The organism is Paenibacillus sp. LRG-1 (assembly GCF_057220305.1).
In genome coordinates, this window is record NZ_CM170126.1 from 2,971,808 (window position 1) to 2,993,428 (window position 21,621).

At 41.3% G+C, this 21,621-nt stretch carries 18 protein-coding genes; 12 read left to right on the forward strand and 6 right to left on the reverse strand.

Annotated features, from left to right (window positions below; genetic code table 11):
- Positions 1-49: 49 nt before the first annotated feature.
- Both ACUUJN_RS13040 and ACUUJN_RS13045 read right to left on the reverse strand, forming a co-directional pair.
- Positions 50-1,024, reverse strand: a complete 975-nt coding sequence (locus tag ACUUJN_RS13040) for a carbohydrate kinase family protein (protein ID WP_484669713.1) — start codon at positions 1,022-1,024, stop codon at positions 50-52.
- 22 nt (positions 1,025-1,046) lie between these two features.
- On the reverse strand, positions 1,047-2,081 hold the full coding sequence (locus tag ACUUJN_RS13045; protein WP_254349223.1) for a LacI family DNA-binding transcriptional regulator: 1,035 nt from the start codon (positions 2,079-2,081) through the stop codon (positions 1,047-1,049).
- A gap of 506 nt (positions 2,082-2,587) precedes the next feature.
- Here ACUUJN_RS13045 and ACUUJN_RS13050 point away from each other — a divergent pair.
- The 7 genes from ACUUJN_RS13050 to ACUUJN_RS13080 all read left to right on the forward strand — a co-directional run bounded on the left by ACUUJN_RS13050 (position 2,588) and on the right by ACUUJN_RS13080 (position 13,830).
- Positions 2,588-3,472: an ABC transporter permease gene (locus ACUUJN_RS13050; protein WP_245248700.1), complete on the forward strand. Its 885-nt coding sequence runs from the start codon at positions 2,588-2,590 to the stop codon at positions 3,470-3,472.
- A 14-nt stretch (positions 3,473-3,486) separates the two neighbouring features.
- Entirely contained in the window at positions 3,487-4,368 is an 882-nt protein-coding gene (locus ACUUJN_RS13055) for a carbohydrate ABC transporter permease (protein WP_013309484.1), read from the forward strand.
- A gap of 18 nt (positions 4,369-4,386) precedes the next feature.
- Entirely contained in the window at positions 4,387-6,006 is a 1,620-nt protein-coding gene (locus tag ACUUJN_RS13060; protein WP_484669714.1) for an ABC transporter substrate-binding protein, read from the forward strand.
- Positions 6,007-6,078: 72 nt separating this feature from the next.
- Positions 6,079-7,647, forward strand: coding sequence for a glycoside hydrolase family 32 protein (locus ACUUJN_RS13065; RefSeq protein ID WP_279834118.1), 1,569 nt, complete (start codon positions 6,079-6,081; stop codon positions 7,645-7,647).
- A 1,759-nt stretch (positions 7,648-9,406) separates the two neighbouring features.
- Positions 9,407-10,240 (forward strand): BglG family transcription antiterminator LicT, encoded by an 834-nt coding sequence (gene licT / locus ACUUJN_RS13070; protein WP_023988677.1) that lies wholly within the window; start codon positions 9,407-9,409, stop codon positions 10,238-10,240.
- A 221-nt stretch (positions 10,241-10,461) separates the two neighbouring features.
- Entirely contained in the window at positions 10,462-12,369 is a 1,908-nt protein-coding gene (locus ACUUJN_RS13075; RefSeq protein WP_053325476.1) for a beta-glucoside-specific PTS transporter subunit IIABC, read from the forward strand.
- 24 nt (positions 12,370-12,393) lie between these two features.
- Positions 12,394-13,830 carry a glycoside hydrolase family 1 protein gene (locus ACUUJN_RS13080; protein WP_484669715.1) on the forward strand — a complete coding sequence of 479 codons (1,437 nt, stop codon included), beginning with the start codon at positions 12,394-12,396 and terminating at the stop codon, positions 13,828-13,830.
- A gap of 78 nt (positions 13,831-13,908) precedes the next feature.
- Here ACUUJN_RS13080 and ACUUJN_RS13085 read toward each other — a convergent pair whose 3' ends face one another.
- The gene (locus tag ACUUJN_RS13085; RefSeq protein ID WP_023988680.1) at positions 13,909-14,286 is read right to left on the reverse strand and encodes an EthD domain-containing protein; all 378 of its coding nucleotides are present in this window, start codon (positions 14,284-14,286) and stop codon (positions 13,909-13,911) included.
- 194 nt (positions 14,287-14,480) lie between these two features.
- Here ACUUJN_RS13085 and ACUUJN_RS13090 point away from each other — a divergent pair, with 194 nt between their 5' ends.
- Positions 14,481-14,999 carry a helix-turn-helix transcriptional regulator gene (locus tag ACUUJN_RS13090; RefSeq protein ID WP_023988681.1) on the forward strand — a complete coding sequence of 173 codons (519 nt, stop codon included), beginning with the start codon at positions 14,481-14,483 and terminating at the stop codon, positions 14,997-14,999.
- A gap of 253 nt (positions 15,000-15,252) precedes the next feature.
- On the opposite strand, the gene ACUUJN_RS13095 is transcribed toward ACUUJN_RS13090, so the two are convergent.
- A complete protein-coding gene (locus ACUUJN_RS13095) occupies positions 15,253-15,822 on the reverse strand; it encodes a TetR/AcrR family transcriptional regulator (protein WP_177235816.1) in 570 nt (189 codons plus the stop codon).
- 218 nt (positions 15,823-16,040) lie between these two features.
- On the opposite strand from ACUUJN_RS13095, the gene ACUUJN_RS13100 reads away from it, so the two are divergent.
- Positions 16,041-16,688 carry an NAD(P)-dependent oxidoreductase gene (locus ACUUJN_RS13100; RefSeq protein ID WP_028541251.1) on the forward strand — a complete coding sequence of 216 codons (648 nt, stop codon included), beginning with the start codon at positions 16,041-16,043 and terminating at the stop codon, positions 16,686-16,688.
- 43 nt (positions 16,689-16,731) lie between these two features.
- Complete coding sequence (locus tag ACUUJN_RS13105) at positions 16,732-17,451, forward strand: DsbA family oxidoreductase (RefSeq protein WP_028541250.1); 720 nt, start codon at positions 16,732-16,734, stop codon at positions 17,449-17,451.
- Positions 17,452-17,530: 79 nt separating this feature from the next.
- Here the strand turns inward: ACUUJN_RS13105 and ACUUJN_RS13110 are convergent, their stop codons facing one another.
- Positions 17,531-18,154 (reverse strand): TetR family transcriptional regulator, encoded by a 624-nt coding sequence (locus ACUUJN_RS13110; RefSeq protein WP_028541249.1) that lies wholly within the window; start codon positions 18,152-18,154, stop codon positions 17,531-17,533.
- A 113-nt stretch (positions 18,155-18,267) separates the two neighbouring features.
- Positions 18,268-19,176, reverse strand: coding sequence for an arginase family protein (locus ACUUJN_RS13115; protein WP_075154216.1), 909 nt, complete (start codon positions 19,174-19,176; stop codon positions 18,268-18,270).
- Between the two features lie 463 nt (positions 19,177-19,639).
- Between ACUUJN_RS13115 and ACUUJN_RS13120 the strand changes: the two genes are divergently transcribed.
- Positions 19,640-20,335 (forward strand): response regulator transcription factor, encoded by a 696-nt coding sequence (locus ACUUJN_RS13120; RefSeq protein WP_023988687.1) that lies wholly within the window; start codon positions 19,640-19,642, stop codon positions 20,333-20,335.
- Positions 20,336-20,338: 3 nt separating this feature from the next.
- Entirely contained in the window at positions 20,339-21,598 is a 1,260-nt protein-coding gene (locus ACUUJN_RS13125) for a HAMP domain-containing sensor histidine kinase (protein WP_023988688.1), read from the forward strand.
- Positions 21,599-21,621: the final 23 nt, after the last annotated feature.

Here is a 21,621-nt window from a genome sequence, read left to right on the forward strand (position 1 = left end):
GCGACCTTAGAGATCGTCGGACACCTTTGCAGTTCTTACGTTCCTTGATTCAACCTTGCGCTACGAAACGATTAACTTCTTCCAACGACGGCAAGGCTGCAATCGCTCCAACTTTAGTGCACACGATGGCGCCAACTTGATTGGCAAGTGTCACAAATTCCTGCTGCTGCTTCGCGTTAGAGGTAAATGCCTTAGGCTGACTCAACTGGCTGATTTGATACAGCATTGCTCCGACGAAGGCATCTCCGGCACCAGTAGAGTCGATCGATTTGACAGCAATGCTGCCGACTAACGAATGGGAGGCACCACTTGAGATGAGGGTTCCTTCTTTCCCCAAGGTAACTGCCACCGTCTTGGCTCCCAACCCATGCAAAAGATCCAATGAAGCATCGCGGTCAGCCAGCCCTGTAATGATGTTTAATTCCTCTTCGCTTACCTTTACCAAATCCGCATTGTGTATTCCTCTTCTGGACAGTATGATAAATTCCTCCTGCCTGTCTTTCCAGAGCTCCCCCCGGTAATTGGGATCAAAGGAGGTGAATTGCCCATTGGCCTTCGCTCCATCTAATAAAGACAAATACGCTTCTCGGAAAGGATCGGCGAGCAAGGCCGTTGCCGAGCCAAAATGCAGAATGGCAGCCTGCCGGGTCCATTCTCTATCAATGTCCTGCAGAGACAGTTGACGGTCAGCTCCGCGGTTGAACACGAAATCCCGTTCGCCGTTAGCGGCAAGGGAAACAAAGGCCAGTGTAGTCGGCGTTGCAGGATCAAAAAGGAGCATGGACGTATCCACATGCTGCTCATCCAGAGTTTGCTTCAGGTACATGCCAAAGGGATCAGCCCCGACTTTCCCCAAGAATGACGCTTTTCCTCCGAGCTTGGCTACGGCTGCGCTTACATTTGCCGGAGCGCCGCCGGCCTGCTTGGAGAAATGCTGACCCTTGGCAAGATTAACATCAATATCCGTGCAGAAAAAATCAATGAGCAGCTCGCCCACACAAAGAACCGTTCTGTCATTTTTCACTTTGATTCACCTCTAGGTAGATTTAGTTTAGAACAGGGGTCGAGTCCCGGTATACGATATCCGTTGCAACATGAGTCACTCGGTATGGCATGGTATTGTCTTTGATTCTGGACAATAACATTTCGGCTGAAATAATACCCATCTGACTACTATAAATATGCACGGTTGTAAGATGAGGCTCGACAACCCGGGATTCCGAAGCATCATCGAACCCGCAGACAGCAACATCTTCCGGAACTTTAATCCCTTTGTTTTTCAAAGATTTGATCACGCTGATGGCAATGAAATCATTGGCACAAATAAAGACGGAGGGACACTCCCTCAGGGCATCCAACTGCTGTTCCATCCAGTTCTCCTCTATAAAGAAGTTGCGGTCAGGCGCTACAATGCTATGAGCAGGATCTACGGCGATTCCTGCTTCAGCTAAGGCCTTATTAAATCCGGTCCAGCGTTCATTGAAGCTTTTGCAGTGATTGTAATCGCCTACAAAACCGAAGCTTTCATAGCCATGATTAATTAATTTCCGGGTAACACAGTATGTGCTGTGTTCATTTTCCATTAATACCAGATCCGCCTTCAATTCTGGATACATCATATCCGCAGCGCAATCAATAAAAATGGTTGGGATGCAAAGATCTGTGATCATCTTGCTGTATTCCTTGCTGAACATTTCGATGCAGAAGATGCCAGCCACATTCGAAGGTTCGAAATTGCCGGGCAGGGTCATCGAATTGATATCGTTCTCACGGACAAAGTAAATGGATAATGTATAGCCCTGGTTGCTGATTTCCTTCTCCAGCCCGCTGATCAGTAGCGATCCAAAGTGTGAACTATTGGGAAGATTACAGGTCAAAAGTGCGATATTGCCCTGTTTTTCAGAGGCTGTTTCCATATAAGAAAATTGTTTGTATTTAAGCTCCACTGCCTTTTTGATCACCTTGTCCCTCGTTACGGCAGGAATATTCTCTACTCCATTAAGCGCCTTGGATGCAGTGTTTCTAGAAATCCCCAAGGCATCAGCGATATCTTGTATCGTAACCTTTGACTTTCTCGTCATTTTGTTCACCTTATTCTCCGAATTAAGATTCTCCATATTTCTAAATATATAGTATTTTCATGTTTTTAACAATGAATTTATTCAAATGAACAATAAAAATTTACATTTGTTTATTTATATCGTGTGTTTTTGATGTATTTTTGCTAAAAACATTATAATTATCTTGAAATATGCTTTTTGAATGAATTTATCCACCCGAAACATATTGACTAATTAAATATACATCTGCTAAATTGTAAGAGTAAAAAGTGTTCAAATGTAAATTGTAAACCCATTCATTTTGGGGATGTGTAAAATTATAGTTCTGTTGGAGGTGTGGATATTACAAGCAAGTATTTGAAAACATCTTGGTGAATTATGTCAGAGAGGTGACATAACATGGCTTATATTTTGTGTCGTATAACAAGCCGTGAACAGTAGGAGGGAAAACATTGGGGAATTCGATCGTTCAAAAAAGGGGACTAAAGGCTTCAGAAACAAAAAAAAGAAACCATTGGTTAAGCTACATGGTTCGAAATTATATATTGTATTTGTTTCTGCTTCCGTCCATAATTCTTACCGTCATTTTCAAGTATATTCCCATGTACGGCTCGATCATTGCGTTTAAAAATTTCAGCCCAAGAAAAGGAATCATGGGCAGCGAATGGGTTGGATTTGAACATTTTCAGCGCTTTCTTTCATCACCAAATTTTTATGACATTTTAATGAATACGCTTAAATTAAGCGCTTACGGTCTTATTCTCGGTTTCCCAGTACCGATTATTCTGGCCTTAATGCTAAATCTGATCAGAGGAGCGAAGCTCAAGAAGAATATTCAGCTTATTGTATACGCACCTAACTTCATCTCGGTTGTTGTTGTTGCCGGTATGCTGTTTGTTTTTCTATCGCCAGCTGGAATAGTGAACGCTTTGGTAACAACCTTCACCGGCAAGCCGATTTCTTTTATGACTGATCCCGCCTATTTCCGAACGGTATATATTTTGTCCGGTATATGGCAAACAGCGGGCTGGTCCTCTATCATTTATGTGGCCACCTTAGCCAATGTGGACCCGCAGTTGCATGACGCTGCAACAATTGATGGCGCTTCATTGATGAAGAGAATCTTCCACATTGATCTGCCAGCTCTTAAACCCGTCATGGCCGTCCTGTTCATTCTCGCTGCAGGAGGTATTATGTCGATCGGCTATGAAAAGGCTTACCTGATGCAGACGGCTCTGAACACACCAACCTCGGAAATCATCGCAACTTACGTATACAAGGTGGGGTTGCAATCCGGCGATTATGCTTATTCTACGGCAATCGGGTTGTTCAATTCCGTAATTAATGTATTCCTGTTGATTTTCGTAAATACCGTCGTCAAGAAGCTGAACGAAGGAGAAGGGCTGTATTAAAGAAGGAGGTATTTATGGATATTCATTACACCGGGAAGGACCGGATTCTGCTCATCATCAATTATATTCTACTTGGTTTGTTTGTTCTCGCTATTCTGTTACCGCTGGTCTATGTGGTGCTTTCGTCCTTTTTAACTCCAAATACCCTGATTACCAAAGGGTTTGCCATTACATCATCAGACTGGACACTCACGGGATATGCCAAAATCCTAAGCAACAGTGCCATGATCCGCGGTTTTTTTAATGCTATTTTTTATTCAGCAGCCTTTGCGTTCGCAACCGTATTATTTTCCGTCTTCGCGGCTTATCCGCTTGCGATTGAAGAGTTGGTAGGGAAACGGTCCATTATGATCTTTTTCCTGATAACGATGTTTTTCGGTGGGGGTCTGATTCCTACCTATCTGGTGATTAAGGATTTAGGCATGTTGAATACGGTCTGGGCCATTATTCTGCCCGGCTCGATCAGCGTATTCAATATTATTCTGGCAAAGACTTATTTCCAGGGACTTCCGAAAGAGCTGTTCCAGGCGGCGAGTATAGACGGAGCTTCCGAGCTCAGTATTTTCTTTAAAATCGTTCTGCCGCTTTCCAAGCCTATTATTTTTGTTCTAGCTTTATACGCTTTTGTCGGACAGTGGAATTCTTATTTCGACGCCATGATTTATTTGGATGATCCGAAGCTGTTTCCGCTTCAACTGGTACTGCGCTCCATTTTGATACAGAATCAGGTTCAGCCCGGCATGATTGCCGATGCGATGGCACAAGCGGAGCTTAAGAAATTGTCTGAAATGATTAAGTACTCTGCCATTGTCATATCAAGTTTGCCTTTGATTGTCATGTATCCATTCTTCCAGAAGTATTTCGAAAAGGGTGTCATGGTAGGTTCGATCAAATAAAAAACCGGGGGTATAGAGATGAAAAAAACATTACTAACATTGTCTGTGTTGGTACTTTCTACTTCACTGCTTGCCGGATGTGGCGGTTCAGGCAATAATTCCGCGGCATCCGAAGATTACAAGCTGGAAAATGTTACTCTGCCGCTTAAAGAGAAAGTTACTTTGCATTTTATGACTCAAAGCTCGCCGCTGGCACCTTCCGATCCAAATGAAAAGTTGATTTATAAAAGACTGGAAGAAAAAACAGGGGTGCATATCGATTTTACCAACTTCACCTCCGATTCCTTCATTGAAAAAAGAAACCTGGCTGTTGCCAGTGGAGATCTTCCAGATGCCATACTGGATGCCGGCTATTCCGACTATGATTTGTTGAACCTCGGACAGGATGGAACCATTATCCCTCTGGAGGATTTGATTAATAAATACATGCCGAATCTACAGAAGGTATTGAAGGAAGCACCTGAGTACAAATCCATGATAACTGCACAGGACGGGCATATTTATGCTTTTCCTTGGATTGAAGAGCTGGGGGCCGGGAAGGAGAGCATTCATTCTGTAAACGACATGCCATGGATCAATGTGGAGTGGCTGAAAAAGCTGGGACTTAAAATGCCAAAAACCACCGAGGATTTAAAAAAAGTTCTGCTCGCATTTAAAAATGACGACCCTAACGGAAATGGCCAGGCGGATGAAATCCCGCTGTCCTTTATACTCAATAACGGCAATGAGGACCTGAATTTTCTGTTTGGATCATTCGGTCTTGGGGACAACGGCGATCATACTGTAGTGACCAATGAGGGGGAAGTGGTCTTCACTGCCGATCAGGACGGTTATAAAGAGGGAATCAAATACCTTAATGAGCTGTATAAGCTGAACCTGATTGACGAAGAGTCATTCGAGCAGGATTACAATACGTATCTGGCCAAAGGACAGAATGAAAAATATGGTCTCTATTTTCAATGGGATAAGGCGAACATTTCAGGAGACAACGATAAATATGAATTGATGAATCCGCTCGCGGGGCCAAGCGGTGAAGTCAATGTGACCCGCACGAACAATCTCGGCTTTGACCGGGGGAGAATGGTGATTACCAGTGACAACAAAAATCTTGAGCTTACAGCAAAATGGATTGACCAACTGTATGAACCCATCCAGTCCGTACAGGACAACTGGGGCACCTACGGCGACAAAACTCAGCAGAACATTTTTGAATACGATGAAGCGAGTCATATGCTGAAGCATCTTCCGCTTAAGGGAACTGCGCCAGTCGAGCTGCGTCAAAAAACGAATATCGGTGGTCCATTGGCAATTCTTGACGAATATTACGGAAAAGTAACGACCAAGCCCGACGATGCAGTGGGGCGGCTCGAGCTCATAAAGAAAAGACTCGTTCCTTATATGAAGGCTGACCATAATTTCCCGAAAGTCTTCTTCTCGCTGGAGGATCAGAAGCAGATCTCCACACTGGAAACCGATTTGTTTGCTTACGTTAACCGCAAACGGGCAGAATGGATCAAAACAGGCAAAGTGGAAGAAGAATGGGCGGAATATAAGGCCGAGCTGTCCAGACTGGGACTAGACAAATGGCTGGAAATCAAGCAGAAAGGCTACGACCGATATCTTAAAGATCAAGGCTGAAATATATAAAAGGTGGTTGGGCTGTTAAACACCTTATCAACAATCAATAGGAGAGTGGATACCATTAAAGACATGTTCCTAACGGGCGACAGTAGCAGCAGAAAAGGATCACGAAACAGTTATTATAGGGAGACATACAGGCCTCAATTCCACTATTCACCTGAGAAAAATTGGATGAACGATCCCAACGGCTTGGTTTACTATGAAGGAGAGTACCACCTGTTCTACCAGCATACGCCCCATGATACGCAGCCTGACTTTGGCCGCATGCATTGGGGGCATGCGGTAAGCAAGGATCTAATACATTGGGACGAACTCTCACCGGCAATTCCGCCTGGAGAGGACGGAGCGATCTTCTCGGGAAGTGCGGTGGTGGATAAGAACAATACAAGCGGATTTTTCAACGAAGAAGGATCAGGATTGGTTGCAATTTATACGAATGAGGGCAACAGGGCTCAGCCCGGCAAGCCGCAGGTGCAAAGCATTGCTTACAGCAGGGATAAAGGTCGAACCTGGACAAAATATGAAGGTAACCCGGTTTTATTCCCAATGGAAACGCTAGACTTTCGTGATCCGAAGGTGTTTTGGCATGATGAATCGTCGATGTGGATAATGGTCCTTGCCGTAAGAGAACGTGTAGAATTTTACACATCTCCAAACCTGAAAGAATGGTCTTTTGCAAGCGAATTCGGTTCTGACATTCCGCATATCCACCGAGGGATATTTGAATGTCCTGATATATTTCAAATCCAAGTGGATGAGGATCCTAATACCACGAAGTGGATTCTGATGCTAAGTGTCGGGGATAGAAATGGTGTGAATCCAGATGATCCGGAACCACCGGCAGGTGGTTCTGGCATGATGTATTTCATAGGCAACTTTGACGGTAAGGCATTTGCTCTGGATGGAACGTTGGAATCTTTCGATACTATTAAATGGGTAGACTACGGATCAGACTTTTACGCGGCCGTGACCTGGAATGGGATTCCAAACGAGGACGGTCGAAAGATTTGGGTCGGCTGGATGAACAATTGGCGTTATGGTACCACGCTACCTTCAGAGGAATGGCGTGGCAAGATGTCAATTCCCCGTGAGCTACAGCTTAGGACTTATCCGGAGGGACTTCACTTAATCCAAGCACCCATAAGTGAATTAAGTCAGCTAAGAAAACCGATTTTGTCTCTGCAAGACTTGACGATTAAGCCAGGTATGAATGTGTTGTCTGATTTCTCTGCTGCAAAGGCAGAAATTATTGCAGAATTTGAAATCAGCACTGCCGTGGAATTCGGGTTCAAAGTGCGGAAGTCTTCTAATCAGGAGACGATCATTGGATATAATATCTCGAATGGGGAGTTGTTCCTCGATCGGACGAAGTCGAGCGCCATTGATTTTCATTCCGATTTCACAGCAATACACAAGGCCCCTATGAAGCCAGAGCATGGACGGGTACAACTGAGTATTTACGTGGATTGGTCAAGTGTCGAGGTCTTCGGAAATCATGGAGAAACAATCATTTCAGACATGATTTTCCCGGACTTGGAAAGCAGGGGGCTGGAACTCTATGCCATTGGCGGAGAACTAAGGGTCGTATCGCTTCAAATCAATGATCTAGTAAGCATTTGGGGAAATGAGAATGTTTAGACGTTAACTATTGATATCATTCAAATTTTAATTATCTCACGACGGAACTCGTTAAGCATTGGCTTGATTCGACGAAGTGGTTACAGCCCGGTTGCGTGCATCCGTACCTGAAACTTGGTCCTCAAAACCAATTAAAGTAACATTTTTCTGCCTGGACACGTAACACCCGGTCGGCTCACAACCGTATCGGGTGTTTTCATATCCTTGGAAAGTTAGCAGAACTCGAAAGACGACCACGGAGCAATCTCATTAAAAGTGAATAAGGGCTATTGCTCTGCAGTGGTGAAAGGCGTAAGAATCTGTCCGTGCATGCCCTGGTCAATTATCCTCAATTATAATTTCCATAAGAGAGAGAAGATTATAATTGATGGTCTTGAGTTCTTTGAACTTAATAAGAGATACGATATGTTAGAAATCAAGTTTTCATTTCTTGAATATACTCTAGCTGATAGAACGGGAAAGAAAAAGAACGATATTTAGAAGTGATTTCGAGTGTATCAAATGAAGATCAAACATGGAAATTAATAAAACATGATTTTATAAGGTTATATGTTTATAGGATATGGGGTGGCAATACAGTCTCCCAAGTTAGAATAATTCGCCACGTTTAAAATCCCCATTACTGCAAGTTGAAAATGCATCTCATCCATAAGGCTGCTTAGGAAATGGCTTAGCAGTTAATACAGATAATTAACCCTTCCGTATGACCTAGCTCAGGCAAATTGTGCTCCAATATGTGTTATTCCATATCTATTACCTCTATTAGGTAGTATCACCTAAATAAGAGATATTAATTTCTAAGTAGTGTTAGTAGAGCATGTTTTTATGTTTAGATTTTCTAAGAGCAGTATTGGTGATTTGAAGGAGATAAATTAATAGGTTTTCTAATTTAAAAGTGACTTTTCAAGGGGGATAACAGCTTGGGAAGAGATGCTGTACGCAATTAAATAATGGTCAAGAAACATCCAGACAGATTAGACTTATTTTAAATTTATATACTATATACTATATACTATATACTATATACAGTATACAAAATATATATAAACACATTATATAGGGTATTTAGGAACGTATTTTTTATTTTGCAATTGGCTTTTACTATAAATCGGACTAAGCTTGAAATAAAAAAGGGCTTATAGCTATGTTTTTTATAGTCTATCTATAAAGAAGAGTTAAACTTGGGGAAACTAACAGAAAGTAACAGACAATTGCATAGTGTTGGAAAAATTTAAACACCTTCAAGATAATACCCTATTTATGAGAGAGATCGGGAATAATCTTGGAGGTGTTGTAGATTAATCACACTGATTCGCTATATATAAAATTTCTCTGAGTGGAAGTACCGCCAAGTAAGGGCTGTGGGAAAGCATCCCTGGCCATACTCGTGATGCCTCGCTCGAACTAACTATGACTTTCAGAGGATGATATTAAGAGTGGTAAAGGTTAGTAGAAAAATCTGGCGTTGGCGTAATCCTCGCCAGGTGGCATGGAAAGTTGCAACATATGGTTCATATGGTTTGTAGGACGCCTATTAATTGTCTCTTACTTGTCTGAGAAGTCTTATTTTAGCTAAAAAAATCATGTCCGTAGTAAGTGCAGCACAACAAAAATGTTGATGGCTACACAGCCTTACATTGAATTTGATAATTGACGTTCATTTGAGCAAAATGTTAGAATCACATACAATTCAGACAAGCGTAGTGATCAATGGAGACTTGTCTTTTTTTGATGCTTTTTGAACATTGGGGGGATATTCATGTTGATTTCAAGAGTGATCAACAATAATGTGATCACGGCGATGAATGAAGACAACAAGGAATTGGTGATTATGGGTTTAGGGATTGCTTTTCAAAAGAAAAAAGGCGACACCGTTGATAAGTCCAAAATTGAAAAAGTATTTAGCCTTGAGAATAAGGAACTTACCGATAGACTAAAGACGTTATTAAACAAAATATCGTTGGAGGTTATGTCGCTTACAGAAGATATTATTAACTATGCTATGCAGAAAACGAATCGAAAACTGAATGAAAGTATATATATTTCGCTTCCCGATCATATTAATTTTACAATCGAACGTCATCAACAAGGGATAGATATTCATAATGCACTCCTTTGGGAAATAAAACGATTCTATAGATTGGAATTTGGAATCGGCATGGAAGCTCTGTCCATAATTAAAGAGCGTCTTGGTGTGGAACTCCCTGAAGATGAGGCTGGCTTTATTGCCCTCCATATCGTTAATGCTCAAATGAACGAAAATGTACCTGAAGCGGCAAATATCACAAGATTAATTAAGGAAATCCTAAACATTGTTCAATATACATTCAGAATTGATTTGGATGAAGAATCGCTTAACTATTTCAGATTCGTAACTCATCTCAAATTTTTTTCCCAGCGGATGTTTAATAAAATTATGACGGAAAGTAAAGATGAGGAATTGCTAAATATTGTGAAAGAAAAGTATAAGCCATCTTATGAATGTGCCTGGAAAATCAAAGAATACATCAAGCTAAGCTATGATTATCTCTTAAACAAGGACGAATTACTCTATTTGACGATCCATATTGAAAGAGTGGTCAACAGGAGTTGAGATCTTTACACCTGATGTAAGCGTTGACAGATTCCAAAGTACGTGCTAAATTATGTTCATATTCACAAACCGAATAATTCTTTAGGATAAGTAGGATTGTAACTGCTTCGAGCAGGCAAGACCTAAATTCTAACGAACTTACGACTACCGCGGGGCGTAAGTTGGTTGAATTTGGGTCTTTTTTTGTTTCCGTTTTTCATTAAAATCCCGGGGGGATCAGCATGAGCAATCAGAAAATTGCACGAGAAATACTGCCTTTATTAGGTGGAGAAGAAAACGTAAAAGATGTAACTCACTGTGTAACTCGATTGCGTCTTACCCTTAAAGACAATGAGAAAGCAGACAAAGCTGGTATTCAGGCTATACAGGGTGTTATGGGAGCGACAGTCAATGGGGGGCAATTTCAAATTATTGTTGGGGATAAGGTATCCGATGTTCACAGCGAATTTATAAAATTACTGGGTAACCGTCAAGTTGCGGATGATAGTAGTTCTGCATCAGGTTCGAAAGGCTTCAAAGGGATTCTCAATTCCTTCTTTAATGTCATCTCAAGTATTTTTGCTCCAATCATTCCAGCAATCATCGGGGCGGGATTACTTAAAGGGATTATCACATTACTCTCATCTTTTGAACTCGTATCTTTGGAAAGTAGCACATATAAGTTGCTATCTGTATTCGCTGATGCGGCTTTTTATTTCTTGCCTATCCTTCTTGCTTTTAGTACGGCGAAAAAGTTTAATGCTAACCAATATGTCGCTGGGGCGATTGCGGGTGTTTTGATTCATCCTAACTTAGGTGCTCTTTTGAACGGTGAATCACCTGTCACCCTAGTTGGCATCCCGATTACTTCAGTCATATACGCATCGTCTGTATTACCCATTATTCTGGGCGTGTGGTTTATGTCTTATGTGGAAAAGGTTTTAAAACGTATCATTCCTAAGGTTCTTCAGTCTATCTTTTTGCCACTGCTTACATTGTTGATTGTTTCTTCTATCATTCTTATTGCGCTTGGACCTGCTGGTACACTCATAGGAAATGGAATCGCCGTCGGATTTATTTCACTATACATGAACTATGGATGGCTAGCGGGGCTTCTTCTCGGAGGATTTTATCCGCTGATTGTCATCACAGGTATGCATTACGGGTTCTTGCCAGTCATGTTCCAATCCCTTTCTAAGTATGGTGTTGACTATATAATGGGGATTGCAGTTGCAGCCAATTCGGGTCAGGCAGGGGCGACTCTTGCGGTATATTTGAAAACCAAAAACAAAGAATTCAAGGCTGTAGCTGGAACAGCAGCACTGAATGCCATTATCGGGATTACCGAACCTGCTCTTTACGGTGTAACCGTTAAGTTAAAAAAACCGTTGATCGCAGCTGCCATTGCTGGAGGCCTGGGCAGTGCAGTAATGGGATGGTTTAAAGTTGGTGCCACGGGAATTGGTACCGGGCCGATTGCAGGGTTACCATTTTTCTTCGGTTCCACATTCCTGTATTTCTTGATCGGCTGTGCAGTTAGTTTTGTTGTTGGTTTTGTTCTGACACTCATTATTGGATTCGAAGATATTCCAGAGAGAAAAGAAGCTGTAGCCGTCTCTTCGAATAATACAATTACAGGGACGATAGAGAGTGATCCTAGAGCACCCGTAACGGTACAATTTAATAATCCAGATCGTGTTCAACCTATTCTTAGTCCTATTCATGGAGAAGTGGTAGAACTCTCGCAAGTCAGTGATCCTGCCTTTGCAGCTGGTATGATGGGCAAAGGAATTGCAATTAGACCCACTACAGGAAGAGCGGTGTCACCTGTGAAAGGTACGGTCGCGACTGTTTTCAAGAAGAAACACGCCATTGTTGTTGTGGCTGACAGTGGAGCAGAAATATTGATTCATATTGGCATAGATACCGTTAAACTGAATGGTCAACATTTTGAGACTCACGTTGAAGTAGGTCAACATGTTGAGGCTGGCGATCTGTTGGTTGAGTTCGACATAGAACAGATTAAAAAAGCTGGCTATGACACGGTAACTCCTATTATTGTAGCTAATTATAATGACTATGTCGATGTTAATGCAGAATCAATCGGAAGTATTGATGAAAAAGATCCTTTAATGAAGGTAATCGGATAAAGAAAATTTGGAGGGTGAAAAACAATGGATTTTACAAAAAAATCGGTGAATGAAATTAAAACGTCGGGGGATTTATTCCCCCCTGACTTTCTCTGGGGCGGAGCCGTGGCTGCGAATCAGATCGAAGGTGCATATCTGGAGGATGGTAAGGGATTATCTGTCTCAGATGTGTTGTCGGACGGAATATTCGGTCAGATCCTGGATAAGCCTGATGGTGAATATCTCAAACACCAGGCCATTGATTTTTACCATCGTTACCCCGAGGATATCGCATTGTTCGCAGAAATGGGGTTCCGAACACTAAGAACTTCTATAGCGTGGACCCGGATTTTTCCGAATGGAGATGAAGCCATTCCTAACGAAGCAGGTCTGGAATTTTATGATCGGTTATTTGATGAACTGCTCAAATACGGAATTCAACCATTAGTTACACTTTCTCATTATGAAATGCCTCTTGGACTCGTCCATAAGTACGGTGGCTGGTCTAATCGAGAAGTGATTACTCTTTTTGAACGTTTTTCGAGAGTTGTTTTCGATCGGTATGGGGACAAAGTAAAGTATTGGCTGACATTCAACGAAATTAATATGATGCTTCATGGTCCTTTTATTGCAGGAGGAATTTATCCTGATCAGGCAACTGAGCAAGTAACTTATCAGGCTATCCATCACCAATTCGTTGCAAGTGCTTTAGCAGTGAAGGCTTGTCATGAAATTATTCCCAATGCTCAGATCGGGTGCATGATAGCGGGTGGCCCAATGTATCCTCTTACACCTAAACCAGAGGATGTGTTGGAAGCCATGCGTAAAGACAGGGAGAATTTCTTCTTTGCAGATGTGCAAGTCAAAGGTAAATATCCTGGGTATATACTGCGTTATTTCAGAGAATCCAATATTGATCTCGATATCACAGAAGAGGATCTGAAGACACTTAAACACACGGTCGATTTCATTTCTTTTAGCTATTACATGAGTTACTGTGCAACGACAGATCCTGAACTTAATGAGCAATCCAGAGGCAATATTATGAGCGCGGTTAAAAATCCGTACCTTTCAGCTTCCGAGTGGGGTTGGTCAATCGATCCAAAGGGATTGCGCTACACGTTAAATCAGTTCTATGACAGATATGAAAAACCTTTGTTTATTGTCGAGAATGGCCTAGGCGCAATAGATGTCCCGAATGAGAAGGGGATTGTTGAGGATTCCTATCGGATTGATTATATCCGCGAGCATCTTGTGCAAGTCGCAGAAGCGATTCAAGATGGAGTCGAGGTCATGGGATACACTAGTTGGGGATGCATAGACATCGTAAGCAACTCCACCGGAGAGATGCGTAAACGTTATGGCTTCATTTATGTCGATCGTCACGATGATTTATCGGGAACTTTTGAGAGAACACGAAAGAAGAGTTTCAATTGGTACAAAGAAGTCATCGCTACCAATGGAAAAATCATTACAGAGTAGAGGTAAAACAGCCGAAACATGTTCCATAACGAATGGAGGTGTTTCGGCTGTTTCAAATTTAATGTTATGAACATGAATTTAGAGGACTTGCCGAGGGATAACAGGCAAACTAATCATGGTCTCAGTATCTATAAATTTTAGTGTATCTTCATCCACTAACAAACCTTGCGGCGAAACCCAAGCTGCCTCTGCTACGGCTGCATTTTCGAAGATGTATAACGAAACAGCATCATAGGGTGCTTCGTCGGGGACGTAGGCTCCATCTCCCTTCCCCGGTTTTCGAGTAGGATGCTGCCGATAAGAAATAAGCCCCGGAAGCTTGGTAGCAAGAGCTCCATGAGTGAATTCATAATGATAGCGAAACTCTTCAAGTGACATCCCTGGTTTTCTTCGGAACACAAACATGATGCTATGTCCTTTTTCAGGATATACATTTAACTCTTTTATACTTTCCATTATGGTTTAGCCTCCTCGAGTTAGTTTATTTAACATATGGTTATTATAGCAATGGAAATGAACATCCTAATAGTGTCTTAATCTAGAGTTTTATGGTGCAAATCAAGTTTTGTTTGGAATGTGTACTGTTTCACGTTATGTTTTATTCCATAAAACTATTCGTATACTTCGAGCATAAAAGGGGGAAGGAACTCATGGGTGTTCTTCTTATACAAATAGACGAGAATGATTTCATGGAAGTGAAGGAGCTGATCACAAGGAATTATGCAGGAGCTAAAGTCATTACTGTGAATCAGTTGCCCGGGGATACGGATTGGCTTCTAAGTATGACAGAAATACCTGATCTTTTGGATAGACTTATCAATACAGCTGGGGAACCTGCGGTGCAACGCGTTTTACATTATATAAACTGTCACTTTAGAAGATCATTAACGTTGGAGGAGGTATCTTCTGAAGTCCATTTGAATCCAGTCTATTTCAGTCAGTGGTTTAAGCAGAAGACCGATTGTGGGTTTAAAGAATACATTACACATATTAGACTTCAGGAGGTACGACACTGGCTGCTAAATAGCGATCACACCATCAACTGGATCGCTGAGTATGTGGGGTATCAGGATACAGCACATCTATCTAAACTATTCCGAAAACATTTTGGTTTGGCTCCAGGGATGTATAGACAAAAGATAAGAAATGAACGCCAAGCATCAAGATAGTCCATTTTCAAAAAAGTATTTGAGGAAAAGGGTCACCAAGCTCAGGATTCGGCATGGGTCCTCTAACATATTTCATTAAGCATATAGGTGTTCAAGGAAAATAAAGTATTCTTTGGGAGAAGAAGGACGATTAGTAACTATGCAGAATTGTGATACCTCAATTTTCATACTCGTTGAGAACATCGTGTAATACATGATGTTCTCAAATAACTTGTTTTCGCTAATCTTTAAGTTAAAGAACGGGTTATCTCGCTTATGAAGGGTACACCTGATTCCTTTTAAACAATCCCCATACCTGTTCGGCCATGTATTTCGGTGAATGTGGCATGTTATTTATAATCCACCATTCGATTACCCCAATGAATGCAAAGGCCATAAATTGCGTTATCAATAGCTTGTCATACCCCTTATTAAGGTCCTCCATATTGACTTGGTCTTTTATGTTCCCCGTCACGATCTCTAACATATGCTCCCGAAATGCAGGGATTCCTTTATTCGAAAGCATGGAAGCGAAAAACGTATGGTTCTGCTCAAAGTATTGAAAAACAGGTAACAAAGAATGAATAAAATCAACCTTTTCCTGATTTGGATCGGTTGAGATGCAAACGGAGATCATTCTGCTCAAATGCTCATCGATGCATTTGTTAAGAAGATCGTATTTATCGGTGTAGTGAAAATAAATGGTTCCCCTGTTAACATTCGCTCGATCCGCAATCTCATTAATAGTTATTTCTTCAAAATCCTTCTCCGAGATCAAACCTATAAATGCATTAAATATGGCTGCCTTTGTTTTTAGGATTCTACGATCGATTTTAACTCCCATAATGTATAGCCTCCAGAAGATATTTAACAAATTATTCGAATCCGTTGAATATAAAACAAAAATCACTTTTTTAGCGATTGAAGAAATCAACATAATCCATATAATAATAACCAACGGACGTTATATATTCAACAAAAGTTCGATAAAGTTTTGCTGTAACCAAATGTTCATTGGGTCAAAAGAGCAATCTAACAATAAAATATCGAGGTGATCGACTAATGAACATAACGCTTTTTGGTGGTAGTGGTGCAATTGGGAAAATTTTGACTGAGGTAGCAATTCAAAACGGGGATAACGTTACCCTTTATGCTAGAAATGCGGGGAAAATTGGACAGAAACATGAGAAGCTAAATGTTGTCGAGGGTCAATTATCTAATCAAGACTTGGTGGAACAAGCACTGTCGAATGCCGATGTCGTCATTAGCACATTGGGACCCGCACTTGATACGTCCAGAAAATTAAAAGGTACCCCTGTTGCGGATGGTCATGAGGTTATTGTAAATGCGATGAGAAAGTTAAATAAGAAACGACTCATTACACTTGCTACTCCAACCTTGAAATCTGATAAGGATCGGAATTCGATTGCCACAATTGTACCGGGAATTATGGCCAAGGTGATGTTTCCGAATGGTTATTACGAAATGAAAAAGCTTGAGGAAATCATCAAGCGATCTTCTTTAGACTGGACAGTAGTTCGGATTATTAATCCAAATGTAAGGCATAAGGAAAACGTTCATTATGCTTACTCGCTAGGCGATCAGCCAGCCAAAATGGGGGTATCCCGAGAAAATATCGCTAAATTTATGTATCATGCAGCTTCCGAGCCATCCTTAATTCATCAAATGCCGATTGTATACAACAGTTGAGAAAGGATTCGATCTGTTTATCAAGTGAAGGGAGAGGAACGAAATGAAAGTAGAGATTTGGTCGGATATTGGCTGCCCATTTTGTTATATCGGAAAACAGCGTTTCGAGGACGGGCTGGGGCTGTTTGCATCCAAAGATAAAGTGAATGTGGAGTACCGGAGCTTCCAGCTAGATCCTTATGCCGAGAAATACCCAGCTTACGATGTACACGACTTGTATGTTTCAAAGCATGGTGGCAGCAGAGAAGAAGCCAAGGCCATGCATAAACAATTTGCCCAACAAGCGAAGGGTGATGGAGTGGATTTTCAATTTGACCGAATAATCCCTACTCATTCGCTCGATGCGCATCGATTGATCAAGTTTGCGGGTACCTATGGCAAGAGTGCGGAAGTGTTGGAGCTTCTGTATAAAGCATATTTCACAGATTCCAAGCATATCGGTGACGCGGACACACTGGCTGACATAGCGGCGGAAGCTGGTATGGATCGCGAGAAAACGCTCAACGTGCTGGAAAGCACGCAATATGTGGATGAAGTTCGTGCAGATGGGCGTGAAGCAAGCAGCCTTGGAGCTACAGGTGTACCTTTCTTTGTCATCAACCGCAAATATGCGATTTCAGGCGCACAATCAAGTGAAGTGTTTCTGGAGACGCTGCAAAAAGTATGGGACGAGGAACATCCGCTGATGACGTTAGATACGACTCTAAACCAAGAATCAGGCAATGTTTGCGAGGATGGTTATTGTACGCCAAAAAACAGCTGACGGAGGCGCCATTAAAGTAATCGTAAAACAGCGGCAGTCTAGGACTTTATTTTCTCGTCCATAGCTACCGCTGTTTATTTTATTGGAGCTCTTTGGGTTTTAAAGCTTGGCGAATCAGTTGATTGAATTGACTCATATGGTGATCAAAACTGAAATGTTCGTCAGTGGCTGTACGTGCAATAAGGCCGTCAATCAGCGCATACAACCAAAGAGAAAGGGTCTCCACATCATAATCTGGATCTACTTGTTTTTCATGAATAGCACTTGTAAGCAGATTTTTGAATGATTCACGCATGATGATATCACTTTGATTGAAGACATGTCGCACGCCCTTATTGCGTGAAGCTTCAGCCAAAATTTCGATCCATAATCTCTGGTCCATAGGATATACGGGATTACTGACACAACTAGTTATAATCGTCAGAATCTGTCCGAGAGGATCTTTTTCGGTTTCTTTAAATTCCATTTTGGCCAAGGCATGGCGCTGTTCTTCTTCCACCAGTGCAATAATAAATGCATCTTTACTTGGAAAGTGGCGGTACAGATTCCCTGCACTCATTCCTGCTTCTTTTGCAATTTCGACAATGCCTGTTTTGTGAAATCCATTGCGTGAAAAACATCGAACAGCAGCCTCGATGAGCAAGCGTCTGCTATCGTCTTTTTGTTTCATTCGTTTCGATTTAGGCGGTTCAGAGTTATTCATTGTACTTCAAATGTACAGGGATACCTTCTTGGCTCTTATCCCTGCAACCTCCTTGTTTCGCGAAATAATGTACATCCATCATACCATGTACATTACCATAGTCTGCATTTGGATTAAAGTGTATTAAAGACTGGACGCTCTTTATTATCAATATCTCCAAGCAGAGGTAAACGAGACAGCATGTTCGCCAAGAAATAAGAGTCCCAAGGGAAATGTTCAGTGATCCCTAGACCGACTACATCATAGGATTTGGCTACATCTTGCAAAACTCGGATAATGGTTTCCATACTTGATCCTTGTGGGAAGCTCTTGGTGTATTCTTCGTATGTTCCCGGATAAGCAACGAGAAGAGAACGGAATTCTTTCATATCCAGAACATCCAGATCAAAATGAATAATAATCTTGGACGGTTTTTTCTCAGCTAGCCATTGGAGCACTTTAGAACTATCCTGCTTAATTTCATCGGGACCTACAATATCTAATTTCATGTTTTTCATGGGCTCTGAGTGAAGAGCATCGATCATGTCGTTCAATCCTACATATAGGATTTGTTCAGGTTTAAAAAGATGGGGCACCTCTGCAACAAATTCCTGATCACCTACCCCAAGCAAATTGGCAAGAACATGAGCATGATGATTTTCAAAGTCTTCAGGGATCGAGACATCAGGGTGAGCATCTACCCATAACAGAGCAACATCTCCATCATATTTCTCATTCAAATAAGAAAAAGGAGCAAGTTCTACACTGCAATCCCCTCCAAGGACAACGATACGTTCAGGGTTATGTTTATGAATTAGACTTTTGGCTGATCTAGCTTGTTGCAATACGGTACTTTTGGAAATTATACCTTGTTCTTTTTCTACATTAGGGTTCAGATCGACGGGTACTTCTTCAAAAGGACCATTAGACTTGGGAGCAAGCCAGTTTAACAAGTGAGCTCCCAGAACGTAAGGAGGGTTGTTCCCTCCTTGCCATTGAGGGAATAACAAACGCAGTGTACGGCTTGTATCCATTTCATTCATAAGATATTTCTCCTTTTATTTAAGTTAGTGATCGTTCATTCACTGAAAATGATACAAGATTACTTTTTATATTGCAAACCCTAAATAACAGGGAATGCCTATTTGAAATTATGCTGATTATACAATGACAATCATTGAGCTTATAAAAGGCAGGCGTTGATGACGGCCATTGCACAGAATGTGAAGAAAATGGCCCGACACCTACATGTCTTTTGTGGCTTAGAAATAGGCTTTCTCAACTTAAAAATTATTCCACATTGGTTGATGATTTTTTGTGACGTTTAATGGGTGAACCAGAGTTATCTTTAATAAATTTTCCACTAAACAGCTTTGTGAAAGATATCTTTCATGATACAGTGGAAAAACGGTGTAGTTTTACCGCCGCCATTTATTTGAAAGTGGAATTATGTACTATAATAAGTAAGCATTTTAAAAACTTTCTTGAATTAAACTGAGGTGCTCAATGAATCGAATTTTACTGGTTGAAGATGATGATAATTTGGTGTTCGGTATTGAATATACTTTAACAAGTGAAGGATATGGCGTTGTTCTTGCGGGTAGCTTGGAAGAAGCCAGAAAGGCATTAAAGACAGACGACGTCGATTTAATTTTGTTGGATATAAATTTACCTGATGGTTCAGGGTATGACCTGTGTAGGGAAATCCGTGCATTATCCCAGGTTCCCATCATTTTTTTGACAGCTTTGGATGAGGAGACAAATGTTGTTGCTGGTCTTGATTTGGGAGCAGATGATTATATGACCAAACCGCTCCGTACCAAAGAACTTCTCTCTAGAATGAAAGCCGTATTAAGGCGCAATCATAAGCCCAAGGATGAACCGAATAGATGGATATCCGACGATATTGAAGTTCGAGTTCTAGAAGGAATTGTTCTTAAAAACAATCAGGAACTTTTATTGACGGGGCTGGAATATCGATTGCTATTGATGTTAATGACTCACCCCAAGCAAATTTGCAGCAGAAGTATCATCCTTAACAGTCTGTGGGATATGTCAGGAGAATTCATTGATAACAACACCCTTTCAGTTCATATCAGAAGGTTAAGAGAGAAGATCGAGGATGTTCCTGCAGTACCGAGATACATCATTACCGTTCGAGGAGTCGGATATAAATGGAATGCAGATATTGTAGGGAGATAAACCATGAATGAATTCGTCCGTAATCCAGAGTGGAAGTCTATTACTGTTAAAGCGATCGTATTACAAGTTATGTTAGCGGTAATCATATTCTTTTATATGAGTTATCAAGTCAGTCAGATCAATAAGGCCGTGGTTAATCAAAATGCTGCATTGATTGGTTATGTTTTGAAGCAAGCTCCTCAACTAGAAAATGAAATTATCCACTTTATCACTCAGGGTGCACAAGAAAATGAAATCGTAGAGGGAAAACGCAGCCTGGCTCAATATGCATATAAGGAAGATATGCCCGTAAACGATCAACCTGTACTCTCGGATAACGCCTTACCCATGAAAACGGCGGCTCAGGTTTTGCTTTATAGTATTCCATTACTGCTGTTATTGGGATGGGAATACCGCAAAATATTTAACAAGATTCGAACCATAACCTTTGCAGCGGAGCAAGTTGTTGAACATCAGTTTGATCAACCGCTTCCGGAGAATGATGAAGGAGACTTTGGCGCATTAGGACGAAACTTTAACGCGATGGCCGAAAGGTTACACAACAGTCTTCGGCAACTCCAACAAGAGAAAATGTTTCTACGCAACTTGCTTTCCGATATTTCGCATCAGCTCAAAACGCCACTAGCAATCCTCATCGTTTTTAATGAAAATTTGCTAAATGATCCTCATATGAAAGAAGAAATGAGAACGAAATTTCTGGATCGAGGCCGTCAACAACTAGAGCGAATGGAATGGCTGATTATCAGTTTGCTGAAGCTGGCACGGGTCGAAGCCGGAGCAATAACGTTCCTGATAGAACGCGTTCGAGTAAGAGAAATGATCGATCATGCTGTACATTCGTTGCGAATGTTATCCGAGCAAAGGAAGCAGAAGATTCACATTCATGGTGGAGAAGATATGTATGTTTGGGCGGATGAAGAATGGCTAACAGAAGCCTTGATTAACTTGATTAAAAATGCACTGGAACATACGCCACTAGAGGGAGGAATTGATGTTATTTTAGAAAAAAATTCATTATTCCAGACAGTAATCATTCGAGATCAAGGAGAAGGCATTTCCCCAGAAGATTTGCCTCACATTTTTGAACGATTCTATAGAGGGAGAAGAACGACAAAGCCGCAAAGTCTTGGCATTGGCTTGTCTTTATCCAAGTCCATTATTGAAGAGCAAGGCGGTATGATCACCGTTGTAAGTCAGTTAGGGCTAGGAACAGAATTTAGAGTTTCGTTTAATAAATGGGATAGTGGAGGAAGCTTACAATAACGTAAGCTTCCTCTTCACTTTAT